The sequence below is a fragment of the Psychrobacter sp. CX14 genome, assembly GCF_057396205.2.
The window spans coordinates 1941959-1958131 of record NZ_CM183187.1 but is presented as its reverse complement, the minus strand read 5'-3'; the positions used below and the strand labels follow the sequence as shown (position 1 = coordinate 1958131).

Genomic DNA, 16173 nt, shown 5'->3' with positions numbered 1-16173 from the left:
TTTATGCAATAGAGTGATAGTTGTTAATTTATGGGGTAAATAAGAATTTTCAAGATAGTAGAGTTTAGACGAATCGTTTATTAACTAACCATTTTAACATAATAAGCAGTTGTATAATCAGCTATAAAGATTTACAAAGGTAAGCAGTAATTTGGCACTATCTGAGTAATTCGACAATTTCAAGAACAGTTTGTTTGCTAACCCCCTACTAATAATTATGATTGGGCGGGGTATTGATGAAACATTGTTAAACGCTTTAGTATCAACCGAACACGGAGTAGAATCTAGACCTAAAGCTCATGTAATTATGGCTCTATAATAATTTGTTTTTATAACTAATAATCAAAAAACCAAACAATAAACAATCAACAAAGGGATCTCTAATGAAAAACACGCTTTCTTTAGGCGCTGAACGTCTTGAAAATATAAGCAATATTGCCTGCGGCTATGTCAGTAAAGACAAAGAGCTGCTACAAGACTTTATTTCTGTCTATTATCGAAGCCTAGCCGCACGTGCTGCCGAGCGCGAGTCTGATGTCGACTTAGCCGGCATGGCGCTTCACCATTTTGTGTTATTAAAATCCTATCAAGACAATCAGCCCGCACTAAGATTATTTAACCCAAGCGTGGAGGAGCAGCATTTCCACAGTAGCCGTACTGTGCTGCAATTGGTTGCTTACAATAGGCCGTTCTTAGTGGATACACTCACCATGTGTATTGAAGCGGAAGGTCTAGAAGTGCACCGTATTCACAATACCATTGTTGATATCGAGCGAAATGATGCGGGCGAAATCACCGGTATTGAAGATGTACAAGATAGCGATACTCGCTATTTTTCATTAGTGCACTGCGAGATTGAGCGTACCGATGATCAGACCATGGAGGATCTGGGTAATACTATTAAAGATAGGATATCTACCTTAGATACCGTGGTTGGCGATTGGCAAGCCATGCGCAGTAAACTTAAGCAGATTACTGATGAGCTTGATATGGTACCTGTGCCAGAGGTCTATCATAGCGCGCAAGAGATTAAAGCGTTTTTAGAGTGGATTGCCAATGACAACTTTATCTTCTTAGGCTTTAGAGAGTACCGTATTGAAGGGGGTGAAAACTTACACCCTAAAGATATCGATGCGTCAACAGGATTATCTGCCGATGCCGCAGCGACTATTGATTTGATTTCGGTAGCTAATAGCGGTTTGGGATTATTAAATGGCGTGACCAAAGACACCCCGTCAAGAAGCTTTGCACAGCTGCCAGATAGCTTAAAAGCCTTAATCATCATGCCGCGCGTGGTTCTGCTGTCTAAATCTAGCCAACAATCACCGATTCATCGTCCGGTGTATATGGATTTTCTAGGGATTCATAAATATGATGAATCAGGCCGTCTGATTGGCGAATACCGCTTTATTGGTCTATTAACCTCACAAGCGTATCAGCTTAGCGTACAGCAAATCCCATTACTGCGCGAAAAAGCCAACAAAATCATGGAGCAGGCTGATTTCCCTAAAAATGGCTATAACTATCACAAGTACATGCACATCATTAATACCTTGCCACGTGATGACTTATTCCAGGCAAGTATTGATGAGCTGTATCCGATTGTTTCAGGCATTGCCCAGTTAAAAGACAAAAAGCGTTTACGTCTGTTTAGTCGTGTCGATCATTATCAGCGCTTTGTATCCTGTCTCGTTTATATTCCACGTGATAAATTCAACACCAACATGCGCTTGAAGGTACAGCAAGCATTGGTGGATGCCTTTAATGGGACCTCTTCTGGATTTACTACGGAATTTGATGAATCGTACCATGCCCGCGTGCACGTGCATGTGCGTACTGAGCCAGGTCAAGTCAATGAGGTCGATTTAGAACAGTTAGAAGATGAGCTCAATGGCTTAATGGAAGATTGGAGCGATCAGTATCAACAAGTGATGGTAGCAGCCTTAGGTGAGCAAAAAGCCAATAGCCTACTAAAACGTTATTTGAATACCATTCCTGCTGCTTATAAAGAGCGCTTTGATGTGCGCACTGGTGTGGCAGATACCAAGCGTCTGGCCTCATTAAGTGACAGCAATCCAATGATTTGGAAGCTGTATCAGTCAACTGGCGATGACAGTAATCAGCTGCATCTTAAGTTATACGGTCTTAATCAGCCGACAATCTTGTCTAATATCCTACCGATTTTAGAGAACTTCGGTGTGCTGGTGGTTTCTGCGCAAACCTACGAGTTTGATGTTCCTGAGCAGCCAATGTGGCTACAAGAGTATGAGCTGACACTGCACAATGCAAAAACCATTGATTTAGCTGTTGTGCGTGAGCAATTTGAAGATAGCTTGGCGCAAATTTGGGCAGGGCGAGTAGAGAGTGACTCACTAAATGAGCTTGTGTTAGCGACTCGTTTGGGGACTTTTGAAGTGGTGGTACTGCGTGCATTAATGCGATATATACGACAAGCCAAAGCACCATTCTCAAGTCAATATATTCAGCAGACTTTGGTGAAAAATGGCGACATCGCAGTGATGATTGCGGACTTATTTGATGCACGTATGAACCCTGAGTACTCAGAGGACGTGCGAGCAGACAAGTCGCAAGCCTGCCAAGAGCAATTAAAATCGGCGCTGGCCAAGGTAGAGAGCTTAGATGAAGATAGAATTTTGCGATGGTACTTAGATTTAATTAACGCCATGTTGCGTACCAACTTCTATCAACGTGATAATGAGGGTAATCGTAAAGATAGACTGTCCTTTAAGTTTGCCGCCGATAAGATACCAAACCTTCCTAAGCCAAAACCTATGTTCGAGATTTTCGTCTACTCACCACGTGTTGAAGCCATTCATTTACGCGGCGGTAAAGTGGCACGTGGCGGCCTGCGTTGGTCAGATCGTATGGAAGACTTCCGCACCGAAGTATTGGGTCTGGTGAAAGCACAAATGGTCAAAAATGCGGTCATTGTGCCAGTAGGTTCAAAAGGTGGCTTTATTGTTAAGCAAAAAAGTCCTGCTGATGGCCGAGAAGCGTTCCAAAAAGAGGGTATTGAATGTTATCAAACCTTCTTACGCGGTATGCTTGATGTGACTGATAACTTAGTCGATGGTGAGGTCGTACACCCAGACAACACTGTGCGTCACGATGAAGATGATCCATATCTAGTTGTGGCAGCCGATAAAGGCACCGCTAGCTTCTCAGACATTGCCAACGGCGTGGCGGCAGAATATGGCTTCTGGCTTGATGATGCGTTTGCCTCAGGCGGTTCGGTCGGTTATGACCACAAAGCGATGGGTATCACTGCCCGCGGTGCTTGGGAGTCGGTCAAACGTCACTTTAGAATGCTTGGCCTTGATATCCAAAATAAAGATGACTTTACCGTGGTCGGTATCGGCGATATGAGTGGTGACGTGTTCGGTAACGGCATGCTGTTATCAAAGCATATCAAACTACAAGCCGCCTTTAACCATCTGCATATCTTTATCGACCCGAATCCCGACACTCAGGCGTCATACGAAGAACGTGAGCGTCTGTTTAATCTACCGCGCTCAACGTGGGATGATTATAACAAGTCATTGATTAGCCAAGGTGGCAGCGTATTCTCTCGCTCGGATAAGTCCATTAGCATTACCGATGAGATGAAAGAAGCGTTTGATATCGAGGAAGACAGCCTAACACCGAACGAGCTGATTAGCCGTCTATTAACTGCACCGGTTGATTTGATTTGGAATGGTGGTATCGGTACTTATGTGAAGAGCCGTGAAGAGAGTCATGCCGATGTGGGCGACCGTGCTAATGATGCGGTGCGCGTTAACGGTGAAGATGTGCGCTCTAAAGTATTTGGTGAGGGGGGTAACTTAGGCTGCACGCAGCAAGGCCGTATTGAATATGCTTTACACGGTGGCCCTGATGGTAAGGGTGGTCATTTATATACTGATGCTATCGATAACTCAGGCGGCGTAAACTGTTCGGACCATGAAGTTAATATCAAAATCTTACTTGGCAAAGTGGTCGAGCAGGGTGATATGACCACTAAACAGCGCAACGACTTGTTAAAGAGTATGACCGATGAAGTGGCGCAACTGGTACTACGTCAAAACTACTTGCAGCCACAAGCGCTAGAGCTTAGCCATTTAGATGGTGCAGATAATCTAACCGATCATAAGCGTATTATTGATTATCTAGAGGCGCAAGGTCGTCTTGATAGAGCGATTGAGTTCCTGCCTAGCGATGAGGTTATTGAGCAGCGCATGAAAGCGGGTACAGGCATGAGCCGTCCTGAGCTTGCGGTTATCTTGGCTTATGGCAAAATGTGGGTGTATGAGCAGCTATTAGAGTCAGACTTACCTGACGATTCGTACTTTGTGAATGAGCTGCGCAAGTATTTCCCAGATGAGCTGGCAAGTCGCTTCTTTGATGAGATGACTCGTCACCGTTTACACCGTGAAATTATCAGTACTTATTTGACCAACAGTGTGGTTAATCGCCTTGGTATTGAAGCTATCTTCCGTCTGTTTGAAGAGACCAATCAAGGTGTAGCCACTTTAATCCGCGCTTATGCGATTGTACGCGATATTTTTCAAGTAACCGACAGTTGGAAGACGCTTGAATCGCTGGATAATGAAGTTGATGCGGTCACTTTACTACAGTTAGAGATGCGCATCCGGGCGGTGTTAGAGCAAGGTATCGTATGGCTAGTCAATGCCTTTGGTAGTGACTTGCAAGTGGCATCAACTATTGATCGCTTCAAAAATGGCGTCTCTGAATTAACCCAGTCGCAAGGTATTATTGCGCAGCAGTTTGAAGCGCATTTAAAAGAAGATGTATCAGAGCTAACCGATTTAGGTCTAGAGAAGACGCAAGCACAAAGCTTTGCTATACTGCCATACGCTATCGATGCCCTCGATACAGCTTTATTAGCTGAGCAGTATGATCGTCCGGTGGATGAGATTGCGGAGCTGTATTTTGAGGTGTATCAGAACTTGCATATTGACTGGTTAATGCTGCAAGTTGAGCATCTACCGCAGCAAGACCACTGGGACAGACGTGCTCGCTATGCGCTGCTAAATGAGCTGACACGTAGCCTGCGTCAGATGATGAATAAACTGTTGTCGCAAGAAAAGCCAGCTGATGCACTTGAGCAATGGCAACAAGCGCATCAGCAATCTATTCAAGATATGGCCAATCAGATGTCTAAGCTCAATGGTACAGAAGTTGGTTTATCAGCGTTATCAGTGATGATTAGCGAGATTAACAAGCTGATTTCTGAATAATTCACGTCAGTTAAAGGATTCATAATGCAAAAATTGAAAGCTAAAGAAAAATTTGCGGTTATTTTTGCCTTCGGTGTGTTGGGTATTCTTGGTTTTGGCCTAGTTTACAATGATAGCGATGTTGGTGATAAAGTCGAAAGCATGGATACGGACTACGTTGTTGCTAATGAACAGCGCTCTGATCAGGTTGACCAAAGTCGTTTAACTCAACCAAACCAAACCAAGCAATGACTAATCAATCGACTAATAATAGCCAAACGGTCACTGTTAGTAGCAGTCAGTAGATTAGGGTTTAATACCACTCTGGTGAATAACCCTTTAAGATGCAAATTCATGTATGCAAAAGCCACGCTAATAGCGTGGCTTTTGTTTGTTATAACAATCAAAGTATTCAGCTGCCCCAATTTCTTTAGGATTATCTCTAAAGAGAATTAATCCTTAATCATAGAACACCCTGCACCGCTAATCTGACTGTGCCCACCTGATATCTTTTCTACTTTTATTTGAGTCAGTATTCGCTCTTTTAAGCTCTGTACGTGCGAAATTATCCCAATTAGCTTGCCTTCGGCTTGCAGGTTGGTCAAGGTATTTTACGTTTTAATCTGTTTTCTACGGGTTAGCTCCCACCAAATTATAGACGACTGGACGTTTAAAATCCCGATGAATTTGATTGTTGAGTTCTTGTAGTGCACCGTATTTACTAGCAGGTATAATTGGCTGTTCCCATTTAAACGCTAAGTTTCGGCTAACTGTAATTTCATTGTCACCACGTTTATATTGAACTGTATAATCAGCCAACTCATTACTAAAATTAATATTTTTAGGTATTCTAGTAATCTCAATGTTATTGGGTATTTTATAATGCCAAGTTGAGCTAAATATGGCATTGGGTAATATCATAGCTGTGTTACGAGAAGACGTTGTTGTCCAGTAATTGAGTAAGTTTGGCGTCATATTTAAACTTGCGCCAGCTCCAAGGGGTAAAACAAACGCCAGAGATTCTTTATTATCATAGACATCTGTCAACTGATAGTGTGTGGTGGTAATAAAGGGTTTTGTTAGGTCTTGAGGATCACTAAAACTCAAACTACCTTCACCAATTTGATTGGATTCCTGTAAATAATTTTTCATTATTTGATGGCCCATACTTGGCTGCACACCTTTTAACCTTTGTCTTGAAAGGATATCAAGGCTGCCCCGATATTGGGTTACATTCGTACCTTTTGCTCCACCATCTGCTAATATTTCAATGTTAATTTCTTCATCTGAGCGATTGTCCTGAGTTTGCAAAGGCAACGTAACCAACTCACCTTGTTCCTGAGCATTGTGGGTTATTAGTGCAGGTTTACCAGTTTCCATATCGGCAAGGCTGCCAAAAGGGGCTAGACCAATGGTTGAATCCACATATTTATCAAACTCAGGAATGTAAGTTATCACATGGTCAAAGGTACCTGGCATTGTTGCTACCTTAGGAACATCATAAAAACTATTACTGATACCCACCAATACGGGAACACTTTTTATCCCTTTGGCAGCAAGTAAGGCTTCTAGCAATACAACATGATCCTTACAATCCCCATAACGATTGGCTAGTACATCTGAAGCCTGATGAGGAACAAGTGAACCATTACCAAGATAAACGGCAACATAACGAATATTACGACTCACCCAATTATAAAGCGCTTCAGCTTGCGCAAGTTTATTCTTAGGATTAATATCTTGTGTGATGGCATCTGCTTGCTGTTGAATTTCTGGGGTAACTTGAGCTTTCTTTATGTGATTATTGTAGTAACTATTAGCCACATCGTTGTAGCCTTTAAGATTGGAGGCAAATATGTGGGGTAAGGTTCTAATCGTATAGGCACTTTTAGGTTCCGGTAGTTGCGCAGTATGATTATCAAGCGATAATTGCCAAGTTTCAGTGTGTTTATCTGAACTATGGTTAACTATCAAGCCTTCATCTTGTATTTGTAGATGTAAACTTTTTGGAGCGCTAATAGTATAGTTTGATCGGATGATTTCAGCAGACGGGTCTATGATTTCGATTATATTTATTTGTTTATCAAGTAAGGGCTTGCGATGCACTTTTTGCTTTAATACTAAGGTATCCCCAATACTGGTATCGGCATATACCACAGTTTTGACTTTATTTTGATTAAACATGGGCGCATAGGTGCTGCTAGCAGCTTGGCTGGTAATAATTTTATCGGGCGTTACTGGGATTTTGCGTCCATCTGCTTTTTGAGTGTAAGCCTCAACAATATCTAAGGTTTCATAATCAGGATTATATTCTAGTGGGATTTGGCTACCATATTCTACTCCCTGCTGATCATTAATTTTTAGCTTTAAATCAGATTGAATGTCTATTGTTGAATCTGGATTGATTTGGTAGGAGATATTTTTTTCTAAAATAGATTGCGAGGGTTGATAGTTAGCCGTTAGAGTTTGGTTAGACTGAATCTCTAAATTTGGTTCTTGTGGTGTTGTTATGGCATAAACATTCGTAGAACAAATCAATGCTATTGAGAGTTTTAAAACAGTGCCGTTGAATGGATGTTTCATAATGGGCTTCCGAATAACAGAGTCTATTGACCATAATAAAAATGCTATAAAGTTCTATACTGTCCTTTTAACTCTCTTATTAGACCTTTTTCGAAACTAAAAATACAATTAGCCAAGAAAAATACCTAAAGAATCTAAAAAGTAGCAAGATAGACAGAGATCTATTAAAAAAGGTCAAAAAATACTTTATATAAGAATTAACTTTAAAAATCAATACTTTAAGAAATTATACCAGTTTTATGAAATGGCATATAATATCTTAAGTGCGCTAACTTCCCATAGCGTAACACCCTGCACCAACAATCTTGCTGTACCCACCAGATATTTTATCAACTTTAATTTGAGTTAATATACGCTCTTTTAAACTCTGTACGTGCGAAATTATCCCAATTAGCTTGCCTTCGGCTTGCAGGTTGGTCAAGGTATCAAGAGCAATATCGAGTGATTCCTCATCAAGCGTACCAAATCCTTCATCCAAAAATAACGAGTCTACGCTGATATTTTGACTCGCCATTTTGGACAATCCAAGCGCCAACGCCAAACTAATAATAAATCCTTCACCGCCCGACAAATTCTTGGTACTACGAATCTCGCCACCTTGATAGTCATCAATGACGTTTAGCTCTAGCGGATTTTCCTCATCACGGGTAAGCAGGTAACGGTCACTCATCTTTTTAAGCTGGGTATTGGCGTTACTGACCATGATTTGGAAGGTCAAACCTTGCGCAAAGGTGCGATATTTTTTGCCATCAGCCGACCCAATGAGCTCACGTAAATTACGCCAAACTGCAAATGATTGTTGTTGCGCTTTAATTGCCTCAAGTTGTGCCTGTTGATTGGCTTTATTGGCTTCATTGTCTTTAAGCTTCTGTTCAAGTGCACCGATTTGTTTATTAAGCTCTGATATCTCACCGTCTATTGCTAACAGTTTGGTCGTAAGTGTAGCTTTAACGGTTTCATTATCTTCATAGTCTTCACCATGCTCAACTAATGGATTAGCCAGTTTTTCTTCAAGTTGCTTTTTGGTATCCTCAAGTCTATGTTGCGCAATTTTTAAATCACTGTCTATCTGCTGTTGTTGTCTGGCTAATGCCTCACGAGTCTCACGCTCTAACATGGCCTCTTTAAACTCACTTTCATCGGCAAAATCATTGTCTTTTAACAAACCAGCGAACACAGTTTGTTGCTGGTCTAACTTTTCACTGGTTTCTGCTATTACTTTATCCAGTTTTAACCCTTGTTGCTTAAGTTGTTCGATACGCTGTTGGTTATTATTATAGTGTTCTTTCACTTTAGATAGCGTTAGTCTGGCATTATCCATTGTCAAACGTAGGCGTTTATCAATGGCGTCTATGTCGGCAACTACATAAGCAGGAGCTTCTTCGTTGTTGTTTTTATCAATACCATCAACATCCTCAACACTGGGCACCTTAATATTAAGCTCACTAACCATCTTCTGATAGTGCGTTTGTCTGTTGCCTTGTAGTGTTGTTAGCTTAGCTTGCAAATCATTAATTGCAGTAGATAAAGAATCGCGTTCACTTTGCAACTGTTCAAGCTGACCCACTAAGCTTTTGATTTTGATAGCACTATTGCTGATTTCACTGTTAAGCGATTGGCTAAGTTTTCGATGTTTGTCATAGTCCTTTTGAAGTTGTTGCATTCCTCTACAATAGTTGCGCAGAGTTTCTATATACGTTTCAGACTCAAGTGGGGTTAGAACTTGTTTATTCGTTATAGAGTCACTTAATTCATCCAATTTAGTAGCAAGGATTGTCCACTTATCCTTATCATCACCCTTATAGGGACTGGCTAAATGACGGATAGACTGAATCAAACGCTCAATCTCTGTAAAATTACTCTCGATATAAGCGTCATCACTGGCAACTTGTTGTTGACTCAGTTTAATCTTAGTTTCGATATCATTTATTTCTTGCAAAGCAGAGTGGGCGTTATCTTGCAAAGCTTTAAGTGCCGTTTCGCTTTGGTTAATGTCGTGCATTAACCTATCGTTATCATCAAGCACCGTGTTTAGCGAGTCCTTTTGCGATGATAAATTTTGCATAACACTTTGCAATAGTGATATCAAGTCATCGGCTGTCGCTTTAATATTTATTAGCGCTTTGTTAGAGATATCACTAGCAGGTTTATCAAAATCAGGCTTATTTAAATCAGCTTCCAAAGTCTTTTGCGATTCATTGAGTTGCGTCACTAATGAATATTTATCAAAAATCTCTACAAGCTTAGGGCTAACGTTATTTAATCGTTGTTTAAAGGTCGCTATCTGTGATGCATTATCAACGACTAATTTTGATACTTGAGCTAACTGCTCACTCAACTGTTTTTGATATCCGTTCAGCTCATTTTTTGAAGTTGCCAAATTAATTTTATCTTCAGCAATAAGCCTCTCGATATCCTTAATTTCAATCGATAATTCAGCTAAACGGTTTTTAAGTTCAGCAATGGGTGAGGGCTTATCCAAACCATCTTGTGACGTGTTTTCTAACAACGGATGATTGCTCGCATAAGGATGCTCAAGCGACCCACACAGCGGACAAGGTTCATCGTGTTGCAACAAATCAATAAAATCTTCAAGCTTAGCGACTTGTTGCAATAGCTCTAAATTGCTCTTTTTATCCTCATACTCGGTATTCAGTCTATCTAGCGTTTGTTCATTCGTCTCAATACGCTGCTGAAACTTATCAATCTTGGCTTGACTACTCGGTAGCAAAGAAAGAGACGCTTGCACTTGTGAGGTAAGCTCACCTATTTGACTAAATTGCGCACGAATTTCACTAAGCTGTTTGTCACTTTGTTCGATATGGTTTAGTTGATGACGTAGCGATTGTACAGTTTGCCCTTGTAATAAATTACGATGTTGTGCCTTTAAAGATTCAACCTCTTGTTTTTTACGTTCAATTTGAGCATCCGCTTGTTGCTGGCTACTCTTTAGCGTTTGAAGTTTCTGGGTTAACTGCGCCAAGTCACTCAACGTCTGACTTCTATTTAACGCCTTATCCGCATTATTGCTTAACAAGCTTTTAATCTGCTTCCCAAGCTGATGAAATGACTCAATATGGCTGACAAGTTGCTCATGATGCGAGTGAGTAGCAAGATAATCGGTTGCTTGATCCAGCTGAGTCTGCAATTGCGCTTGATTAATTTTAGATGTATTTATAGAAGCATTTAACGCATCAATATTGGTGGTCAGCGAATCATAACGAGTCTTTTGGTCATCCAAACGCTGTTGAGTCTGCAAAATTTGACCATTGAGTCCCCTTATATCACCAATTAGAGGTTGTGCTTTCTCATACTGATCAGACGCCTTTTGCTCAGCTGATAGGGCATGGTCTAAATCAACTTTATTTTGGCTAAGCTGACCCTCAGCCTCCGTCAAATCTTTTTTACATTGATGCTGGTCTGATTTTACACTTTCCAATTGCTGACGATAGATCACCAGTTGATTAAAATCATTACTAATCTCAAGCGCCTTATTCGCCTTATCCAAACGTTTGGCATCCGCAGTAAATTCCAACTTCGCTTGCTCAGCATTCTGCACATCTTGCTGATACTGTCTTTGCTTAGCTTGCAAATCCGCAACCGCATCCAGCCACTTAATTTGCGCCTCAAACCCTGCCTGCGTGGCTTTCTTACTATCTAGCTCACCACTCTTAGTGCCAATCGTCTCTCGATACTCCGCCTCGGTATTGGCATCTAACAGCGACAAACTATTTGCCACCGCTTGCATCCGCTCAAGTTCTTCTTTCTCGATACGAAACTTCTCATGCACGTTTTTAGAGATATCAGCATAAATTTCGGTGCCGGTAATCTTCTCTAAAATATCAGCACGTTCGTCCGCTTTTGCTTTTAAAAATGCTGAAAAACTGCCCTGTGCCAGCAAAATAGAGCGGGTAAACTGCGAAAAGTCCATTGACGTCAGCTCAATAATTTTTTTCTTAGTCTTCGTAATAGAGCTTTCTAATATTTCATCTCCTTTTGAAGGGTCATTAAGGTTAACCTTAGCCACTTCATGTGTCGCACTTTGCAAATTACCATCAGACTTACCATACGCTCGGCGTTGACCCCAACGGCATCGGTACTGCGCCCCGTTCAACTCAATTACCACTTCGGCATAACATTCCCCCGTTTGCCGTGTCATCACATCATTGGTCGACGTAATCTCACCAAGGCGAGGGGTCGCCCCATACAGCGCCAAACAAATGGCATCCAAAATAGTGGTCTTACCCGCACCCGTCTGCCCCGTAATGGCAAAAATTCCTTCATTCACAAACGCCGAATCGCTAAAGTCGATACGCCATTCGCCCTTCAAGGAATTCAAATTTTTAAGTCGTAGTTCCATTAGGCGCATGATGGTGTCTTATAAATAATATTTGAAATTAGAAGTTAAAAGGGTGCTTTGAAGTTAATCAGGATTGGTAGCTAATCTCGCTTTCCGTTCCTATCTTGTCATCTTACAGGGGCGAGCACTAAAGCCAGAGTCGTTCCTGACTCAGCGATAACGCCTCTAGCTAAGTGCTCGCACCCTGTAAGCTAACAAGGATATACACTACAATCGAGGCTAAACCGCTCCTTCGATTTGACGTTAGCTTATAACTCAAAGGTTATTTAATATAGCTACTTTGTTAGTGGTTGATAGGGTGCGCCCTACGGTTTGAATTCTTATTTCACACCAAAAAAGAACATCTTCTTACTATTCGAACCAATTTTTTCAAATTCTATATTTAAGTTATCTGTAATTAATTTTTTTCTAGCCATCTTAGAAGCTTTGTTTAGCTCTCTATCAAATTTCTTACCATTTACAGCTAATTCCTTGCTGTAAAAGTTTGTATAACCTGAAATTAACGAATTAAGATAGTCACTGAAGTCCAAATAGTTTGCACGATGTCCAAACGCTCGTTTTATTTTAGTTATTGAGTCAAAGCTATTGATCCTACCTATCGCTCTATCAAAAACTGGTTGTGGTATATGTCTTTGATATGTATTTAATTTAGAAGAGTATGCTATATCAAATCCTAGATAGGAAAAGCGCTGCTTATTACCGTGAATTTCTGTCTTTGATTCACCATAATTTTTCTCGATAGCTAAACCAATATTTCTTAGGTTAGTTTGCACATGTTCTTTTAGTTGACTAGCTTTATTATAGGAATCACTAAAAATTAAAAAGTCATCTGCGTATCGTATGTATGGAATATTATTCTTAACTATCAGATTGTCGAATTCGTGCAAGTACATCGAAGAACATAATGAGGCGATAGGCATACCTTGACGCACACCTTTACCAGCAAGCTCATTCAGATATGTTTGAATTAATTTCTCATGCTTTCTGTCTCCGTATTCTAACTTCGCATCGCAATACACGAAACTTTTGAATATATCTACTAGCTCCTTATCTTCTGTTAGACCTAAGAATTCCTTTTCAAATTTCGTGACAGCAATTTCTCTATTAATATTATCGAAGAATTTAACTACATCAGCTTTTAAGACGTATTTATACTTGTTCCGATATTCTATGACATCATCTAAAGCCTTACGTATTCCATATATAGTTTTTTTTGATAGTTGTCCACTATCATTAAATATGTCAATAGTCTTTGTATTAATATCTTTATTTAAGGCATGGTCAAACTCACAAAACTTATTATAAATTTTTTTATAGTAAGCTTTAAGGTATTGAATAAATAGTCGTTGTAGGACTCTATCTTGTACTGAAGGAACACAAACCAGACGTGTATTCTCTACCGTCAAAGATGATTTTCTAAGACAATTAGTTTTTGGAAGTATGATAGGTGTTAGTGACTCACAATGATATTGACACTTAGCTAACTTAATGCATATAGCGTCTAAAGTAGAATCATTAAAAGAATGTTTATAGTCATTGATAGATATATAATTAGAATGGTAGATATTATCAGCTTTGAGCTTATTTTTAGATAATAATTTGAGTTGTTCTTTGAAGTGTTTACGAACGTAAGATGAGAATTTAACCTTGTCTGTCATAACAGTCTCCCTTGCTTCTATTTAACCAAACCTTTTGCAAAAAACTATATTTAATTTATATGAAAATAGTTTATGTAAAAGGTCTAATCACTAGACAGTTATGACGAAGGTGCAGTGCTACACGCAATCTATGAGCTAGCTTACTTAAGCGTTGACCGAGGTCGCCACTTATGCATATCGTACTTTTGAGCCAGTACGACACATAGCTGTCATATGGTGTGACAAGCTCATAAATAATAACTTTACAATTTATTAAATTGTTGACGTTATTTTGAGCTATTGCCACTAAATCTGCGATTTTGATACGGATTATTTCACTGTTATATATTAACACAAATGCGTGCGCAATTGTTATCAATACTGCTACAAATATGTATATTTCTGTAACAAAAGGAGCTGTTAGCGATAGTGCGCCGTTTATCAGCACCACTCTTTCGAGCCATGTAAGTGGTTCGATGAGTTTATTTAACAGTAAAACTGATTTCGATATACCTGCCATGTCATCACCATTTGATATTATTTCGTCCTTTTGAGTGTATGGTAGCAAGGGCAAAAGTGCTACACGCAATCTATGAGCTAGCTTACTTAAGCGTTGACCGAGGTCGCCACTTATGCATATCGTACTTTTGAGCCAGTACGACACATAGCTGTCATATGGTGTGACAAGCTCATAAATAATAACTTTACAATTTGTTAAATTGTTGACGTTATTTTGAGCTGTGTTAATTATAGCATTAAAGTTAAAGCCTATGAATAAAATTTAGCAACATTAAGCTGGGCTTTCAGCCCAGCAGATTAATTATATCAGCTTCATTCGTAATCCATATCTAAACTGTCCATCATACCATTGCACCCCCAACCAGTAGGATAACTCCCAATTTAAATAAACCTATGAATGGTCGGACATTCCAAACTAATCTACTTAAAATACGTTTAACAAGTAATAAATTTTATTATGTAAAAGGTGCGCGGGGCGCACCCTACGGGAACTATAATTAACTTTAATCCGCATCCACCATCTCACTTTTCGACTTTCTTTGACCAAAATCTAAGTTAATATCAATACCCAAGTTTGCATTCTTATGTTATTGCTGGTGATATTAAAATTGATGGGGCAAACGATATTTTCTAGCTTTGCGCTCGCCGCTGGCGACTAATAAATCTTGCTGAACTAAAGCGTTTAGGTAGCGTCTGACGGTAGAGGCGGATTTGCGTATCAAGATTTGAGCGTCACTATTACTAATACTCGAATTTGTCTGTAAGAATTCGCTAATCAACAAATAGGCTTGTTTTTCGTTGTCAGTCAGTTTACTTAATTTATCGCTCACTATATCAACTTTATCGCCCATTTCGCTATCTTTATCGCTCAAATCATCATTCTTATCGCTCATTTCTACCGATTTATCGCTCACATCAGTGGTTTTGGCGTTATCAGGATTATAGCTAACGTCTTTATCAGTACCCTCATTAGTGTAGGCATTGACCATATTCAAAATAGCATCAAGCATAAACTCAATAAACACAGTGCAGTTATTGGCTTTATCTGCGAGCCCTAGTACTCTATAATATTGTGCTTGGTTTTCATAGACAATCGTCTCTACTGGCAACCATGCAAACACAGGGTTTTGAAGACTTAATAATACGGTTTGCCACAACCTACCCATGCGTCCATTTCCATCACTAAAGGGATGTATGACTTCAATTTCATAGTGCATCACCGCACTTTTTATTAAAATAGGCGTGTCCTCGGTTTTTGCCCAGTTAAATAAATCCGTCATGAGCTTAGGGACAAACTGTGGGCGTGCTCCCATATGGATAAGGTTGCCTGAACTGTCATAGATGCCAATATCGCTTTGTCGCCATTCCCCTGAATAATCTGCCAAGCCCTTTGTCATCATCCCATGTGCGGTTAAAAAATCATTGATGCTATAAGGGTCAAAGTTTAAGATTTGCTCATACGCATCATAGGCGTTTTTAACCTCTTGAATTTCTTTAGGGTTGCCAAGCACCCGTTTACCGTTGATAATATCAGTCACTTGCGCTAGTGTTAATGAGTTATTTTCTATGGCTAATGAAGACTGAATAGAACGCAGACGATTGTCTTTTCTTAGGTGCAGTTGCCTTTCATAGGCTACTTCTAATCGTCCTATCTGTTGTGAGATTAGCACGATTTGATTAAGCATGGTATTGGTGAGGGTAAAGGGCGGTTTCATAGCATATCCAAATTTTACAACCTGTATGTATGTTTATATTGGTTGGGGTTTTATAGGATAAACCATCAGGGTGTTATTTACGAGTTAAGAGTATTTAAGACGACTAGATGCGGTGTTGATAA

6 protein-coding genes are annotated in these 16173 nt (G+C 39.9%); 2 read left to right on the top strand and 4 right to left on the bottom strand.

The genetic code is table 11. The features are described from left to right. Positions 1–383 precede the first annotated feature (383 nt). A complete protein-coding gene (locus tag AC2SLO_RS07880) occupies positions 384–5258 on the top strand; it encodes an NAD-glutamate dehydrogenase (RefSeq protein WP_486543002.1) in 4875 nt (1624 codons plus the stop codon). 24 nt (positions 5259–5282) lie between these two features. After that, the gene (locus AC2SLO_RS07875; protein ID WP_486543000.1) at positions 5283–5489 is read left to right on the top strand and encodes a hypothetical protein; all 207 of its coding nucleotides are present in this window, start codon (positions 5283–5285) and stop codon (positions 5487–5489) included. A 378-nt stretch (positions 5490–5867) separates the two neighbouring features. On the opposite strand, the gene AC2SLO_RS07870 is transcribed toward AC2SLO_RS07875, so the two are convergent. From AC2SLO_RS07870 to AC2SLO_RS07855, 4 genes are all read right to left on the bottom strand, one after another. Then, entirely contained in the window at positions 5868–7820 is a 1953-nt protein-coding gene (locus AC2SLO_RS07870) for a DUF3857 domain-containing protein (protein ID WP_486542998.1), read from the bottom strand. A 268-nt stretch (positions 7821–8088) separates the two neighbouring features. Further along, entirely contained in the window at positions 8089–12189 is a 4101-nt protein-coding gene (locus tag AC2SLO_RS07865; RefSeq protein ID WP_486542996.1) for an AAA family ATPase, read from the bottom strand. Positions 12190–12500: 311 nt separating this feature from the next. Further along, a complete protein-coding gene (locus AC2SLO_RS07860; RefSeq protein ID WP_486542994.1) occupies positions 12501–13838 on the bottom strand; it encodes a reverse transcriptase domain-containing protein in 1338 nt (445 codons plus the stop codon). A 1100-nt stretch (positions 13839–14938) separates the two neighbouring features. Then, on the bottom strand, positions 14939–16051 hold the full coding sequence (locus tag AC2SLO_RS07855) for a Fic family protein (protein ID WP_486542992.1): 1113 nt from the start codon (positions 16049–16051) through the stop codon (positions 14939–14941). Positions 16052–16173: the final 122 nt, after the last annotated feature.